Here is a 14,988-nt window from a genome sequence, read left to right as displayed (position 1 = left end):
CTGAATCTTCTAATAGTTTAGGTTATAAAGATACCTCCAAGGAGTCCTATCGCCTATACTCCAACCAAAAGTGCCTTCTATTAAATATAAAAAACTACCTTCTACTACTCATCATAATAGAAGATAGTTTCTCCGCTCTTAGAGTACTTTTCCTAAAAAGGCTTTTGTACGTTCGTTTTGCGGGTTGCCGAATACTTCATCCGGGTGGCCTTGTTCTACGATGTAGCCGCCATCCATAAACAGTACACGGTCGCCTACTTCACGTGCGAAGCCCATTTCATGTGTTACGACAACCATTGTCATCCCTTCTTTTGCAAGGTTTTTCATTACTTCCAAAACCTCTTTTACCATTTCCGGGTCAAGGGCTGACGTTGGTTCATCAAACAGTATCACTTTCGGCTTCATTGCCAATGCGCGGGCAATCGCTACACGCTGCTGCTGACCGCCTGATAACTGCTGCGGGTAGTTATAGGCCTTTTCACGCAAACCGACCTTATCCAATAGCTCCAGTGCCAGTGTTTCGGCATCGGCTTTGTTCAGTTGGCGAATTTGCATTGGAGCCATCGTAATATTATCGATGACCGACATATGCGGGAATAAGTTGAACTGCTGGAACACCATTCCTACTTCTGTACGGATTTCGTTAATATTTGTTTTCGGATCATTAATTTTAGTACCTTCAATATAGATTGCACCGTCCGTTACTTCCTCCAGCAAATTCATGCAGCGAAGAAACGTTGATTTCCCAGAACCAGATGGCCCGATGACACAAACTACCTCTTTTTCATGTACTTCATAATCAATCCCCTTTAACACTTCGAGCTTGCCAAAATGCTTGTGTAAGTTTTCTACTTTAATCATTTACGCGCGCTCCTTTTTCTTACGTGGGTTGTAATTAATATCAACTCGTTTTTCGATAAATGCAATGAGCTTCGTTACAGCATACGTTAATACAAGGTATAGGAACGCTGCGAATAAGTACGGCTCCCAGAAACGCTGATACGTTCCGGCTACAACTTTACTTACATATAAAATTTCGGCTCCGGCAATTACCGTTACAAGTGAAGAGTCTTTTAATAATGCAATAAATTCATTCCCTAAAGGCGGGATCATACGACGAAACGCCTGCGGTAAAATAACTTTGCGCATCGCCTGGCCCTGTGTTAACCCTAAAGATCTGGCAGCTTCCATTTGACCTTTGTCGATCGACTGGATACCTGCACGGAAAATTTCTGCATTGTATGCGGCACTGTTTAAAATCAGTCCGACAATACCCGATACCCACCAACCTTGTGAAGTTCCAAAAATCGTTGGAATAACAGCTAAGTGAATTAATAATAATTGTACGAGCATTGGCGTACCACGGAATACGTCGACATATATTTTAGCCGGCCAGTAAATCCACTTTTTTGTTGAAACTTGGCCTAATCCTAAAACTAGACCGAATATGATACCACCAATATAACCACATGCTGTTAAAACAATAGTCGCCCAAAGTCCTTTTGCATATAGTTCACGGTAGTTCCAGATTATATCCCAACGGAAAAAATCAAAAAAATCCATCTGAAACCCTCCAATAAATTAAATGTAGCTTATTCGATTTCCGTACCTGTAATTTCAGCTAACTTGCCATTGTCTTTAATTTTTTGAAGACCTTCATTTAAAATGTCCAATAGCTCTTTATTGCCCTTTTTCACCATAAAGCCGAAGTAGTCTTTCTCAAATGAAGTATCCTCTACCGCTCTTAAGCCTGAATCAGGATTGTTTTCAAGGTAATCTAAAATTACTGCATTATCACCGATTGCGGCATCAGCTGCACCTGTCAGCACTTCTGTTAAAGCAACAGAGAAGTTTTCATAAGCTAAAATCTTCGAGCTTGCAACACCTTGCAGTTCCTGTGCTGCGATATGACCTGTCGTATTAATTTGCACCGCGATTTTTTTGTCTTTAATATCTTCCAACGATGCCACTGTCGAACCTTCTTTTGTCACGATCAGTAAAGTCGCTTCATAGTAAGGATCTGTAAAGTCATATGATTCTTTACGCTCATCTGTAATGGTAATAGCCGCTGCGCCCATATCCACTTCACCAGTTGTTACTTGGCTCATCATTGAGTCCCAGCCTACATTTTTCACTTCTGTTTCAATGCCCATCTCTTCGCCGATCGCTGCTAAAATCTCTGAATCTAAGCCGACAACATTTCCTTTATCATCTAAGTATTCAAATGGTGCATATGTAGCTTCCGTACCTGCAACGATTTTCTTATATTCTTTATCTCCTGTGGATGTAGATTCGTCCGCTCCACACGCTGTTAAAATCATTGAAGCTGCCGCTAAAGGTGCTGCCCATTTAAATAGTTTTCTAGTACTCATTATGAATATCCTCCTGGATGTAGTAGTTTTTTTGTTAATAACATGTTCAATTATATTAATTCCGCAATTAATATACAACATTTAATTTTTAAAAAATTGATTATTATTGCAGTATGATGAATTATTATAACAAAATTAACGGTATATTTGCATATAATTTAATATTTATTCACTCTATTACTATTTCATTATTGTATTCCCCTCTTCAAAAGGACTCTCGTAACATTACATATATTCCCTGTTTTTTTATAATATATGTTAATCTGATGGGTAATTTTTAACTAAAATAAAAAAGACTGCACAAGAGGAACTCCCTCTTATGCAGTCTTGAATTATTATTTTTAGGTAGAGAACGAATGAAGGATAAAAAGAACCGGTACAGTGATTCTTTTTATCCTAATAAAACTTCATTCTCTATTGCAAAAAAACCTCAGATGATTTTTTGCAATTGATATTGAAACGTATATTAAAACAGTAAAATGGTGCCCCCTAAAGGACATGATGGTATGGTCTATCTAACTAGTTTTGTAAAAACACAACATTTACTAATGTACTAATTTTCTACCTATATTTCAAGTAGCAAATGTGCTTTTTTAAAAAGAAATTTTATTTTTTAGGTGAAGAGCGTTTAAATTAGATGAGTTTCGGAAACTTATAGTGTAGCGTCAAAATTAAACTGTAGAAAAATGGAAGAGAAAGATTATTTTTACTTCATGCTGATCAATAATAATCTTTATAAAAGAAAGCGCCCTCGGAGGGAATCGAACCCCCAGCCTCAGAACCGGAATCTGAAGTGTTATCCATTACACCACGAGGACATATAAATAAGTATATAAGCAACTTTTTTCATTATACAGATGGAACCCCTAATTTTCAACTGTAAAAATCAGAGTTTATATTTGACCATAACTGACTAATACGTGTATGATAGGTTTACAGCTGAAATATTTGTCATTTTCAGCAAAAGTTATCGAATATAAGCTTTAACAAAGGGAGGATTTTTCAATGAACTTAATTCCTACAGTTATTGAACAAACAAACCGCGGCGAACGTGCATATGACATTTATTCACGTTTACTTAAAGACCGCATCATTTTATTAGGTAGTGGGATTGACGATAATGTTGCGAACTCAATCGTAGCACAGCTATTATTTTTAGAAGCTGAAGATCCAGATAAAGATATCTACCTATACATTAACTCACCAGGCGGCTCTATCACTTCAGGTATGGCAATCTACGATACGATGAACTTCATCAAACCTGATGTATCAACTATCTGTATCGGTATGGCTGCTTCAATGGGTGCATTCCTGCTTTCTGCTGGTGCAAAAGGCAAACGTGTTGCATTACCAAACGCAGAAGTAATGATTCACCAACCACTTGGTGGAGCACAAGGTCAAGCAACTGAAATCGAAATCGCTGCAAAACGTATTTTACACTTACGTGAAAAATTAAACCGTATCATGGCTGAAAACAGTGGCCAAGATTATGAAACGTTAGCGCGCGACACAGATCGTGATAACTTCATGTCTGCACAGCAAGCATTAGAGTACGGTCTTATCGATAAAATTTACGAGCGTAACCAATTAAAATAATCCATTCATTCAAGCATACAAGATTCGTCTTGTATGCTTTTTTGTATTCCAAAAAAATAAGCACAGCCCCATTCATGTATACTGAACAGCTGTGCTTTTGTCTTGTAAATAAAATTCGTTATCGCATTTTGTTTAACGCTTAAATAATATGATTGTCCACGTCCAGGATAAAGCACCAACTCCTTGCACCATTAGGTCCCTCATGCAAAAGTGGTGGATCGTTTACTTTTGCGTCGGGCCCTCCTAGGCTTGGACTCATACGATGTGAGTCATCGGGGGCATGCCACAAGGATGTGGCGCTTTGCCCACATGGAGTTGAACGGGCGCTTTAACCTTTTGTCTTAATCCGCTTTTTCAATTAGAAGTTGTAGTGCGTCGATTGCTTTTTCTTCGTCATGGCCGTCTGCCCATAATGTGACAACTGTGCCTTTTGCAACAGCTAGGCTCATAATGCCCATGATCGACTTTGCATTCACTTTTTTCGTACCTTTTTCTAAATAGACATCTGCTTTATAACGATTCGCCTCTTGGACGAACAAAGCGGCCTGTCTTGCTTGTAAGCCCGATTTTAACTTTACTTCTACTTGTTTTTCAATCATGTTGAAATACTCCCTTTCACAACCGTTCATCGCTTCTAAGTTTATCTTAACGAAATTGTCCGAAAAGAACAACAATTGGAAACATCTTTTATGAAATCGTTACCAATTTTTTCTTTTAACGCCTCGACGACTTGCTCCGTACCTTTATGTGAATTTAAATACTCTCTCCACGACGGAGCGCATCCGCGATTTCATCGATTTTGCGCAGACGATGATTGACGCCTGATTTACTGACAACGCCAGTTGAAACCATTTCACCGAGCTCTTTTAACGTCACGTCCTGATATTCCACACGAAGACGTGCTATTTCACGCAACTTTTCCGGCAGCTGATCAAGGCCTACCGCATTATCAATATAGCGGATATTTTCCACTTGCCGCAACGCCGCGCCTATTGTTTTGTTTAAGTTGGCTGTTTCACAGTTTACGATCCGATTCACACTGTTACGCATATCTCTAATTATCCGTACATCCTCAAACTTTAGCATTGCCTGTACAGCACCGACTAAATTCATAAAATCCGAAATCTTTTCGGCTTCTTTCAAGTACGTCACAAAGCCCTTTTTACGTTCAATCGTTTTCGCATTTAAATCGTATCGGTTCATGAGCTCTGCCAACGCTTCCCCGTGCTCCTTATATAAAGAATAAATCTCCAAATGGTAGGAAGAGGTTTCCGGATTGTTCACCGAGCCTCCCGCCAAAAAGGCACCACGTAAATAAGCACGCCGTTCACTTTCTTTCGGTATGATTGATTTGGCGATTGTATGATTAAACTCAAATGAATTTGAGACAATTTCTAAATCCGCAAGAATTTCCCGTGCGCCTTCCCGAACACGGCATATATACACATTGTTCTTCTTAAGGCGCATCTTTTTTCGAACAAGCAACTCAACATTATATGGATAAAGCTTCTTTACAATTGTATAAAGCCGACGTGCGATAGCCGCATTTTCTGTTTGTACGTCCAAGCTTATTTGACGATTCGCAAAGCTCAACGAACCGTTCATCCGTATAAGGGCAGAGACTTCAGCCTTTAAACTACTATCCCCAGCTTCTACTTGCGTCAGTTCTTTCTTTGTTTCAGATGCAAATGACATGGATTCGCTCCCCCTTTCCTAGCAACCTATGTAGTGTTTCTTAATACTACTACTCTTGCATCGTTTGTTTTTTCTGTAATGTATATTCACAAAGCCATTCAGCGAGATTAACCGCATCATGACGTACTGTTCCATTTTCAATAAGCGCAATCTCTTTAGGAATAATATTGATGCCCATTTCTTGCAGTCTTTCAATATCAAACTTTACAGGTTCGGCATTTTCTTCAAGGTAGTTTTCGTAAATCGAAGGAGGCAGCTCCTTTTCATTGATCAGTACCGATTGAATAAATGCTTCTCCGACATGCTCATGGATTGCTTCAATATGTTTTGAAGCAGTAAAGTTTCTCGTTTCACCTTGCTGTGTCATTAAATTCGCAATGTAAATTTTTTCACCTTTCGCACGAATAACTGCCTGCCCGATTCCTTTAACTAACAAATTCGGAATGATGCTCGTATAAAGGCTGCCAGGTCCAATCAAAATAAAATCTGCCCGTTCAATCGCATGAACTGCAGCAGGTAAAGGTTTGAGATTACTAGGCTCCAAGTATACCCGTTTAATCGGTGCATGGCCTGATGGAATTTTCGACTCACCTATAATGTCTGATCCATCCGCTAATTCGGCATGTAATGTAACCTTTTTATTCGCTGCTGGAATGACCTTTCCGTGCACATTCAGTACTTTGCTCATTTCAGCAATCGCATGGTTAAAATCACCTGTAATTTCCGTTAAAGCCGTCAACATTAAATTTCCGAGCGAATGACCGTCTAAATCGTTTGATTGGGAAAAGCGATATTGAAACATTTGCTCCACTAACGGCTCTACGTCTGAAAGTGCGGCAATTACATTTCGCACATCTCCTGGCGGCGGGATATCATAGTCATCCCGCAAACGCCCAGAAGAGCCACCGTCATCTGCAACCGTAACGATGGCCGTTATATCAAAAGGATGTTGCTTTAAACCGCGCAAAATTGTAGAAAGGCCTGTCCCCCCGCCAATTACGACGATTCTTGTTCTCTTTTTTTTCATTTCATCAATCCTTCCTATGATTGATATCTCTATGTGTAACGATGACTTGATCATTTTTTGCCAATAGCTTCCCGAAGTATTCAGCAAGTGTAACGGAGCGATGTTGCCCGCCCGTACAGCCGAAAGCGATGACAAGCTGTGATTTGCCTTCATTACGGTAATGGGGAATCATGAAAGTGAACAAGTCAGTCAGTTTGGCAATTAACTGTTGTGTTTCTTCCGTTGCCAGTACGTAAGAGGATACTTCTGTTTGCAGGCCTGTTTTATGCCGCAATTCTTCCACATAGTAAGGATTTTTTAAAAAGCGGACATCGAATACTAAATCGGCATCAATCGGCAGCCCATGCTTAAATCCAAATGACATAATGTTTAGTGAAAACGTAGGACTGCTCATATTGCTGAATTCCTGGGCGATACGTTCACGTAATTCGCGTGGCTTTAACTTGGAAGTATTGACGATTGATTTGGCGCGCCCTTTTACTTCAGAGAGCAATTCGCGCTCCAATTGAATCCCTTCCAGCGGTAATCCCTGAGGTGCAAGCGGATGTGATCGGCGTGACTCTTTATAGCGGCGAACTAATGTGGCATCATCGGATTCTAAAAATAAAATACGGAGTAAAATATCTTCTTCGTCCAGTAGTGCGTCGAGCGATTCGATCAATGAGCCAAAAAATTCTCTCCCACGTAAATCCATGACAACAGCCATACGTGAAATCTTTTTTTCGGAACCCTTCATTAGCGCTAAAAAAGTAGTTAAAAGCTCCGGAGGTAAATTATCTACACAGTAATAACCTAAATCCTCAAAACTTTGAACGGCTACCGTTTTGCCCGCCCCTGACATTCCTGTAATAATAACTAACTCATGTGTATAGCTCGAACTAGCCACTTATTTCATCTCCTCTAGTTTTGTTCCGTCGAGTTTTGAATTTTTTCGCTAATTAGCTCAAAATCCTCTGTATATTCAAATGTACCATATTGCGTACCTTTATTTAATGCTGCAAATAATAAATTCGTACGGTCACCTGCTGCCATCGGAAGATCCTTTAAACGATCAATTTCATACCAGCTCAAAATGCCTTCCCGTGTTTCGACAAATGGTGTACCTTCAACATCTTTTGCAATAAATGTGTACAGCATCCACTCATCGACGACTGTATCTCCATTTTTTATAACCATTGTATATACGCCTTTTAAATGAACGTCTTTTGGTGTTAGATTTGTCTCTTCCTGGAATTCGCGTATAGCGGAGTCATAGATGGACTCTCCTGGCTCCATCTTCCCACCCGGTGCCACAAACCAGCCTCTTCTCGGCTTTTGTAACAATAATACTTGACCATCTTTAATAGCGAGTAAATTTGTAATACGTTGCATACACAACACCTCAACTTTTTCATTTAATGGATAAGTGAAAAAAATATTTCACGGATTCCACATAAGTAAAGACACAATTTCGCTATGTGAAGCCAATTGTGTTTTTCTAAAGCTTATTTCTATTATACCTTGTCCTATGCATTCAGTAAAAGCAAGCGTTTCATTTATAATGTCAACACCTATGCCGGAAAGTCACAAAAAAAGAGGTTGCTTCAGCGTAAACCGCTTGAAACAACCTTAGGATAAAAATATAAGGGGGTTAAAACAAATTCCACTTTTAGTATACCCTTATTTTGTAACGATATGATTACATTTATGTTAAAGAATTATTGATTTATTTTTTCTTTTATTTCTTCCACGTAATGTTGAGCTGATTGAGCTGCAATACTGCCGTCGCCTGTAGCTGTTACAATTTGACGCAGCATTTTTTCACGTACATCGCCCGCTGCATAAATACCTGGAATTGCCGTTTCCATATTCTCGTTTGTTACGATATAGCCTGCGTCATTTAAAATATTCAGTGAAGCAAATGGCGCTGTTAATGGAAGCATGCCGACATATACGAATACACCATCCGCATCCTCTTCCGTTTCTGTGCCGTCAACTGTTGAAACTAACGTCACTTTCCCTACTTTACCGTCAACATCATGAATTTCTTTTACTGTTGTGTTCCAGATGAAGTCGATTTTTTCATTGGCAAATGCACGGTCTTGTATAATCTTTTGTGCGCGAAGTTTATCGCGACGGTGTACAATTGTTACTTTATCCGCAAAGCGTGTTAAGTAAATGCCTTCTTCAACTGCAGAGTCTCCCCCGCCGATTACGATCAGTTTCTTTTGTTTGAAGAAAGCGCCATCACATACAGCACAGTAACTTACACCGCGACCGCCAAGCTCTGTTTCGCCAGGAATGCCTAGTTTTTTGTACTCTGCACCTGTTGTAATAATAATCGTGCGTGTTTTATATTGTTTTTTACCTGAAACGATAATTTTATATTCTTCACCATCGATGATTTCATTTACATCACCGTAAGCATATTCAGCACCGAATTTTTTCGCATGCTCAAACATTTTTGTCGATAGCTCAGGCCCTAAGATTGTATCGAAACCAGGGTAGTTTTCCACTGCTTCCGTATTAGCCATTTGTCCGCCGGGAATCCCACGTTCAATCATTAATGTTGATAAGTTAGCGCGTGATGCATATACCGCAGCAGTCATACCTGCTGGACCTGCTCCGATAATGACTACATCATAAATTTTTTCTTCAGACATGTTGATCCTCCTCTTGCGTATACCTTTTATATATTTTTATCGTATAAGATTGCTTGGGTAAATACAAATATACTGCCTATTCAAAGTCCGATGGTACAAATTCATATAATTCATCATTGTATTTCGATAATGTTGCAGTCGAAATATTATATTTACCCGCAACTGCTTTTTTCGTCACTTTGTTTTCCAGTGCCGTATGGAACGAATATTCAACAGCAGCAGCAAGCGCCGCGCGATTTTTAAACGAATAGCCTTGTTGGAATGCAATTTCCCCAAGTGCAAACCATGTACTTAACACTTGCGCGACTTCCAATGAAATCGAATCATTCGTTTCTGTAATCAGTTCAGCAACTTCCATAAAACGCAGGAATTGCTGCTCTTCCTTGCTGCCGTTACTGAAATCATAGTCCAGTGCGTACGCCATGCAAAGCTTTTCAATAGCCGTAAAATCCGAGACATTTATAAGAGAAGGGTGTGCAACAATCTCTTGTTTATGTGCAGACCGCTTCAATAAAAACATGCCAAATAATCGGCTTGACAGATGCTCATCTGTTAGTTGACGAATGATGAAATCACGATGATTCTCCGCGGAATTCCGTAAAATAGAGCCTTCACCCTTTGCCCACGGTTCCATTCCTTCTTTTGATGGATCCAACTGAATGAGCATTTTCCATGATTCTTTTGCAATTGATTCATGTCCTGAGAAGTAGGCTGACTGGGCAAGCCAGAAATAAAAGCCAGGCTCTCCGTCATAGCCTTTTTTACTCATAGAACGCAGCCATTTATAGGCCTCTTCATATTGCCCGATTAACGCAAACGTTGCACCGAGCTTATAACGGTTTTCCCAATCGAACGGTTGGATTTTCTTCAATAAACCGACCAGTTCGTTCAGCTCTTCACTGCTCTTTTCGTAATACGCAAATACGGCCAAGTTGCAAAGTGCATGAAGATTGCCTTTGTTTTCACGCAGCACTCGATATAAAAGTGCGCGTGCCTGTTCCGCATCTCCGACATAAAAATAAGCTAACGCCAGATTATTATAGGCATTCCATAGGTCTGGATACTCTTCAATGAGCTGCTCCAGCATTTCGATTGCCGTCTTAAAATCTCCCTGCTCCATATGGCGGCGGGCCTTTTCTTGTGCCACATGCTTCGCTCCATCAAATTCGTCCATGTCATCCATTTCTTCGCCAACATAGTCGACAAACTCCAATATTTCAGAGGCGTCTTCCGTATATGCGCCATTAGGTTCCATTTCTAAATATTGTGCTGCGTATTTTTGGGCATCAGCAATGTGACCGATACAGCCCGACACTTCCGCCAGCATGAAAATGATTTCAGATTCATTCGGCTCTAAACTATAGGCTGTGTGAATTAACTCATATGCATGCTCAAAATTTTGCAGTTCCATTTCAAGTATCCCATACTGTAGTAACACATGCGCATCATCCGGACTTAAATCCGCCGCGCGCTTAATAAATTTATATGCTTTATCCATTTCGTCTCGTTCTATTGCCTTTAAAGCTTTCTTGTAATAATAATCACCATTCGGAACAAACGACACGACATTAGTAGCTTTTGGTTTTAAACGTTTATTTTCCAATAATATTCCTCCGAGTCATTCCGTTCAATACATTCTATATCATCAAATACGCAGGTCATTTGTTTGTAAACAAAGAAATAAGGAACGCACAGGTGTGGTCCCTTAATCAATTCTTACTATTATAGCATATTCGGCAAATATGTACTAAAAACACGTCTGACAAAGCGGTGTTAATTTTCAGGTTGTTACTGCTTCTTTCCTTCATGACGTTTTTGCAATACATCCAGTACTTCATAAACATCGACTTTTTGCTCTTGAAGCAATACTAATAAGTGATAAAGAAGATCTGCCGATTCCCATTTCACTTCTTCTGCATCGCGGTTTTTTGCACCGATAACAACTTCTGTAGCCTCTTCGCCGACTTTTTTACAGATTTTATCGATTCCTTTATCGAATAAATACGTTGTGTACGCCCCTTCAGGCATATCGATTTCACGTTGTTTAATCACTTCTACAAGCTGCGGAAGAATTGCGACAGAGCCTGGACGTTCATTTTCTAACAAGCTTTCAGTAAAGCATGAAGTCGTTCCGTTATGACAAGCCGGACCAGCTGGAATGACTTCAATCACAAGTGCATCCTTGTCACAGTCTGTTTTGATCGAAACTACTTTTTGCGTGTTGCCGCTCGTTGCGCCTTTATGCCAAAGCTCCTGACGAGATCGTGAATAAAACCAAGTTTCATTCGTTTCAATCGTTTTTTGGAGTGATTCTTCGTTCATATAAGCTACTGTTAATACTTCTTTTGACTGTGCATCTTGTACTACGGCTGTAATTAAGCCTTGTTCATTAAATTTTACGTTCATCGTACACAAACCCCTTTTTCTTTTAAGTAGCTTTTCACTTCAGCTACGCTCGTTTCTTTATAGTGAAAAATACTCGCTGCGAGTGCCGCATCTGTATCAACATCCTGCAATACTTCACGGAAGTGTTCGGCATTTCCTGCCCCGCCGCTTGCGATGACAGGGACTGTTACCGCGTCACGTACCGCTTTCGTTAATGCCAGGTCAAAGCCTGATTTTTCGCCGTCCTGATTCATCGATGTAAGAAGAATTTCTCCGGCACCTAATCGTACCGCTTCTTTCGCCCAATCGACTGCTGTCCACGCTGTTTTATTGCGGCCGCCATGAGTATATACCATCCATGTTCCGTCTTCTTCACTGTATCTCGCATCGATTGCACAAACGATACATTGAACCCCGAAGTAATCCGCACCTTCTTTAATAAGCTGCGGGCGTTCCAGTGCAGATGTGTTGACCGATACTTTATCGGCACCCGCACGTAAAATACGCTTCATATCATCAATCGTTCGGATTCCGCCGCCTACTGTAAACGGAATCGCCAATGTTGCTGCCGTTTGACGGACAACATCGACCATCGTTTCCCGACCTTCATGCGAAGCGGAAATATCAAGAAATACAAGCTCATCAGCGCCTTGCTCATCATAAAATTTAGCTAACTCTACAGGATCGCCTGCATCACGCAATTCTACAAACTGTACCCCTTTTACAACACGTCCTTCTTTCACATCAAGACATGGAATAATTCGTTTTGTTAACATACGCCCTCTTTCACTCCCTGTGTCCAAGCCGTCAATAAATACACGCCAAACGGCCCTGACTTTTCTGGATGGAACTGCATACCTGTAAAATTATCTTTTGCCACAATGCCCGGTACTTGAACGTGTTCATAATCAGCTGAGGCGATCAGCTCCATCTCATCGATGCCGCTCGCGTAGTATGAGTGAACAAAGTAGACATGACGTTCTTGCGGCAAGTCTTCATTATTTAACCATGCTGGTGTTTGGTTTAATTTCAGCTCATTCCAGCCCATATGTGGAATACGTGTAACATCAGTAAAGCGCTGAATACGGCCTTTGAAGATGCCAAGACCTTTCGTTTGGGCCACTTCATCGCTTTCCTCAAACATCAGCTGCATCCCAAGGCAAATGCCAAGCAACGGCTTTTTCGTCGTTTTAATGAAGTCGATGAGCCCCGTTTCTTCCAGACGTTTCATCGCATCTGGAAAAGCGCCTACACCCGGCAGCACATAAGCATCTGCCGCTTCCAACTGCTCCATATCACTTGAAACAATTACTTGTACATCCAATCGCTTCAATGCCTGTTCGACACTAAACAGATTGCCCATTCCATAATCAATTACACCTATCTTCACGTTAACAGCCCCTTTGTTGATGGCACACCTTTTACACGTGGATCGATTTCAACCGCTGCATCCAATGCACGTGCCGTAGCTTTAAAAATCGCTTCAATAATATGGTGTGTATTATGGCCGTAAGGAACGATGACATGCAGGTTAATGCGCGCTTCCAGTGCAAACTTCCATAAAAACTCATGGACAAGCTCTGTATCAAAGTTCCCTACTTTCGCATTGAGTTCCGGTGTAACGCGGTATTCCAAATGCGGACGGTTTGAGCAATCAACGACAACTTGCGCTAATGCGTCATCCATCGGTACAAATGCAGTACCGTAGCGTTTGATTCCTTTTTTATCGCCTAAGGCTTCTCGGAATGCTTGTCCTAACACAATTCCGATATCTTCTGTCGTATGGTGATCATCAATCCATGTATCCCCGTCCGCCAATATTTTGCCGTCAAATAATCCATGCTTGATAAATAGATCGAGCATATGGTCCATAAAGCCAACACCTGTTTTAATGTCGGCTTGACCTGTACCGTCCAAGTTGAGCTCTATTTTAATTTTTGTTTCATTTGTATCGCGATCGATTTTTGCAAAACGTGTCATTTATTCTTCTCCTTTATCCCAGCCGCGCGATTCTACCGCTCTTGCATGTCCTTCCAACCCTTCAAGTCGTGCAAGACGCGCAATCTTCGGCGCATTTTGTTGCCAAGTTTTTTCGCTATAATAAACAACGCTCGTGCGCTTAATAAAATCATCGACATTCAAGCCACTTGCAAAGCGCGCTGTTGAGTTCGTCGGTAATACGTGATTCGTGCCTGCAAAGTAATCCCCTACCGGCTCCGAGCTATAGCGGCCGATAAAAATTGCACCAGCATGTGTAATCATTTCCGAAACCTTTTCAGCATTATCCGTAATGACTTCCAAATGTTCAGGCGCCAATGAATTGACAGCACGTACCGCATCTTTAATGGATTCTGCTACGTAAATGTGACCGAAGTTTTCAATCGATTTTCGTGCAATTGATTGTCGCGGCAGTTTTGATAATTGAATCTCGACTTGATCTGCCACTGCATCCGCCAAGTCATCGCTTGTTGTAATCAGGACAGCACATGCTAATGTATCATGCTCTGCCTGTGATAGCAGGTCAGCAGCAATTTCATCGGCATACGCACTTTCATCCGCTAAAATACAAATTTCAGACGGGCCTGCAATCATATCAATCGCCACTTCACCGAATACTTCACGCTTCGCCAATGCAACGAATATATTTCCCGGACCTGTAATTTTATCTACCGGAGCAATCGTTTCCGTACCGTATGCTAATGCAGCAATCGCTTGTGCGCCGCCTACTTTATAAATTTCCGTCACACCTAAAATATGTGCTGCAACGAGTACAGCTTCCGGCAATTTCCCGTCATTTCCTGCAGGTGATGTAATGACAATGCGTTTTACTCCCGCCACTTGCGCCGGAATAACATTCATTAACACAGAAGAAGGATAGGCTGCAGATCCGCCTGGCACATACAATCCAACTGCATCAAGCGGTGTAATTCGTTGCCCTAAATACGATCCGTCTTCTAACGGCAACTGGAATCCCGTACGTTTTTGTTCTTTATGATAGCGATAAATATTATCTGCTGCTTCCTGTAAATCGCCGTATAATTGCGGATCAAAATTTTTAACCGCTTCAACGATTTCACTTTCGGCTACGCGTAAGTTTTCCGGTGCAAAGCCATCCCACTTTTCACTGTAATATTTAATCGCCGCATCACCTTTTGTACGCACATCCTGAATGACTTCACGTACCGTTAGCAGCTGCTGTTCATTGCCTTGCTCGAGTTGGCGTTTTAAAGAAATATCGTTATCCAAAATTGTTATTTTCATCTCGTTGGCC

16 protein-coding genes and 1 tRNA gene are annotated in these 14,988 nt (G+C 40.9%); 1 reads left to right on the top strand and 16 read right to left on the bottom strand.

The features are described 5' to 3' along the window. Window positions 1-138: 138 nt before the first annotated feature. The 4 genes from ACQKN3_RS16790 to ACQKN3_RS16775 form a co-directional block, all read right to left on the bottom strand. Window positions 139-861 (bottom strand): amino acid ABC transporter ATP-binding protein, encoded by a 723-nt coding sequence (locus tag ACQKN3_RS16790; RefSeq protein ID WP_427713414.1) that lies wholly within the window; start codon window positions 859-861, stop codon window positions 139-141. Next, entirely contained in the window at window positions 862-1,563 is a 702-nt protein-coding gene (locus tag ACQKN3_RS16785; RefSeq protein ID WP_008406394.1) for an amino acid ABC transporter permease, read from the bottom strand. It abuts the gene before it with no gap. Between the two features lie 29 nt (window positions 1,564-1,592). Beyond that, the gene (locus ACQKN3_RS16780; protein WP_065216733.1) at window positions 1,593-2,372 is read right to left on the bottom strand and encodes a basic amino acid ABC transporter substrate-binding protein; all 780 of its coding nucleotides are present in this window, start codon (window positions 2,370-2,372) and stop codon (window positions 1,593-1,595) included. Window positions 2,373-3,118: 746 nt separating this feature from the next. Then, window positions 3,119-3,190: transfer RNA gene (locus tag ACQKN3_RS16775), tRNA-Arg, on the bottom strand. Window positions 3,191-3,377: 187 nt separating this feature from the next. On the opposite strand from ACQKN3_RS16775, the gene clpP reads away from it, so the two are divergent. Beyond that, window positions 3,378-3,968, top strand: coding sequence for an ATP-dependent Clp endopeptidase proteolytic subunit ClpP (clpP, locus tag ACQKN3_RS16770; protein WP_251690323.1), 591 nt, complete (start codon window positions 3,378-3,380; stop codon window positions 3,966-3,968). A gap of 341 nt (window positions 3,969-4,309) precedes the next feature. On the opposite strand, the gene ACQKN3_RS16765 is transcribed toward clpP, so the two are convergent. From ACQKN3_RS16765 to hisD, 12 genes are all read right to left on the bottom strand, one after another. Further along, entirely contained in the window at window positions 4,310-4,567 is a 258-nt protein-coding gene (locus tag ACQKN3_RS16765) for an HPr family phosphocarrier protein (RefSeq protein WP_251690324.1), read from the bottom strand. Window positions 4,568-4,721: 154 nt separating this feature from the next. Next, window positions 4,722-5,663, bottom strand: a complete 942-nt coding sequence (gene whiA / locus ACQKN3_RS16760; protein WP_251690326.1) for a DNA-binding protein WhiA — start codon at window positions 5,661-5,663, stop codon at window positions 4,722-4,724. 49 nt (window positions 5,664-5,712) lie between these two features. Continuing rightward, window positions 5,713-6,690 carry a gluconeogenesis factor YvcK family protein gene (locus ACQKN3_RS16755; protein WP_251690328.1) on the bottom strand — a complete coding sequence of 326 codons (978 nt, stop codon included), beginning with the start codon at window positions 6,688-6,690 and terminating at the stop codon, window positions 5,713-5,715. Between the two features lie 4 nt (window positions 6,691-6,694). Then, window positions 6,695-7,576 carry an RNase adapter RapZ gene (gene rapZ / locus ACQKN3_RS16750; protein ID WP_340716338.1) on the bottom strand — a complete coding sequence of 294 codons (882 nt, stop codon included), beginning with the start codon at window positions 7,574-7,576 and terminating at the stop codon, window positions 6,695-6,697. Between the two features lie 14 nt (window positions 7,577-7,590). After that, window positions 7,591-8,061: an 8-oxo-dGTP diphosphatase gene (locus ACQKN3_RS16745; protein ID WP_251690329.1), complete on the bottom strand. Its 471-nt coding sequence runs from the start codon at window positions 8,059-8,061 to the stop codon at window positions 7,591-7,593. Between the two features lie 326 nt (window positions 8,062-8,387). Further along, the gene (gene trxB, locus ACQKN3_RS16740; RefSeq protein WP_427713407.1) at window positions 8,388-9,332 is read right to left on the bottom strand and encodes a thioredoxin-disulfide reductase; all 945 of its coding nucleotides are present in this window, start codon (window positions 9,330-9,332) and stop codon (window positions 8,388-8,390) included. Between the two features lie 76 nt (window positions 9,333-9,408). After that, window positions 9,409-10,935 carry a tetratricopeptide repeat protein gene (locus tag ACQKN3_RS16735; protein WP_251690333.1) on the bottom strand — a complete coding sequence of 509 codons (1,527 nt, stop codon included), beginning with the start codon at window positions 10,933-10,935 and terminating at the stop codon, window positions 9,409-9,411. 185 nt (window positions 10,936-11,120) lie between these two features. Continuing rightward, window positions 11,121-11,738 carry a bifunctional phosphoribosyl-AMP cyclohydrolase/phosphoribosyl-ATP diphosphatase HisIE gene (gene hisIE, locus ACQKN3_RS16730; RefSeq protein ID WP_251690334.1) on the bottom strand — a complete coding sequence of 206 codons (618 nt, stop codon included), beginning with the start codon at window positions 11,736-11,738 and terminating at the stop codon, window positions 11,121-11,123. Continuing rightward, a complete protein-coding gene (gene hisF / locus ACQKN3_RS16725; RefSeq protein WP_427713404.1) occupies window positions 11,735-12,493 on the bottom strand; it encodes an imidazole glycerol phosphate synthase subunit HisF in 759 nt (252 codons plus the stop codon). Before hisF ends, hisIE begins: the two co-directional genes overlap by 4 nt. Continuing rightward, a complete protein-coding gene (gene hisH / locus ACQKN3_RS16720) occupies window positions 12,487-13,107 on the bottom strand; it encodes an imidazole glycerol phosphate synthase subunit HisH (RefSeq protein WP_353056580.1) in 621 nt (206 codons plus the stop codon). The genes hisF and hisH overlap by 7 nt, the downstream gene beginning before the upstream one ends. Then, entirely contained in the window at window positions 13,104-13,697 is a 594-nt protein-coding gene (gene hisB, locus ACQKN3_RS16715) for an imidazoleglycerol-phosphate dehydratase HisB (protein WP_251690337.1), read from the bottom strand. Before hisB ends, hisH begins: the two co-directional genes overlap by 4 nt. Next, the gene (gene hisD / locus ACQKN3_RS16710) at window positions 13,698-14,978 is read right to left on the bottom strand and encodes a histidinol dehydrogenase (RefSeq protein ID WP_251690339.1); all 1,281 of its coding nucleotides are present in this window, start codon (window positions 14,976-14,978) and stop codon (window positions 13,698-13,700) included. Window positions 14,979-14,988 lie beyond the last annotated feature (10 nt).

It is taken from the genome of Solibacillus sp. NPDC093137 (genome assembly GCF_050280445.1).
GTDB classification, from domain to species: Bacteria; Bacillota; Bacilli; order Bacillales_A; family Planococcaceae; genus Solibacillus; species Solibacillus isronensis_B.
The sequence above is the reverse complement of the archived record's forward strand: the minus strand, read 5'-3'. Positions and strand labels throughout refer to the sequence as shown.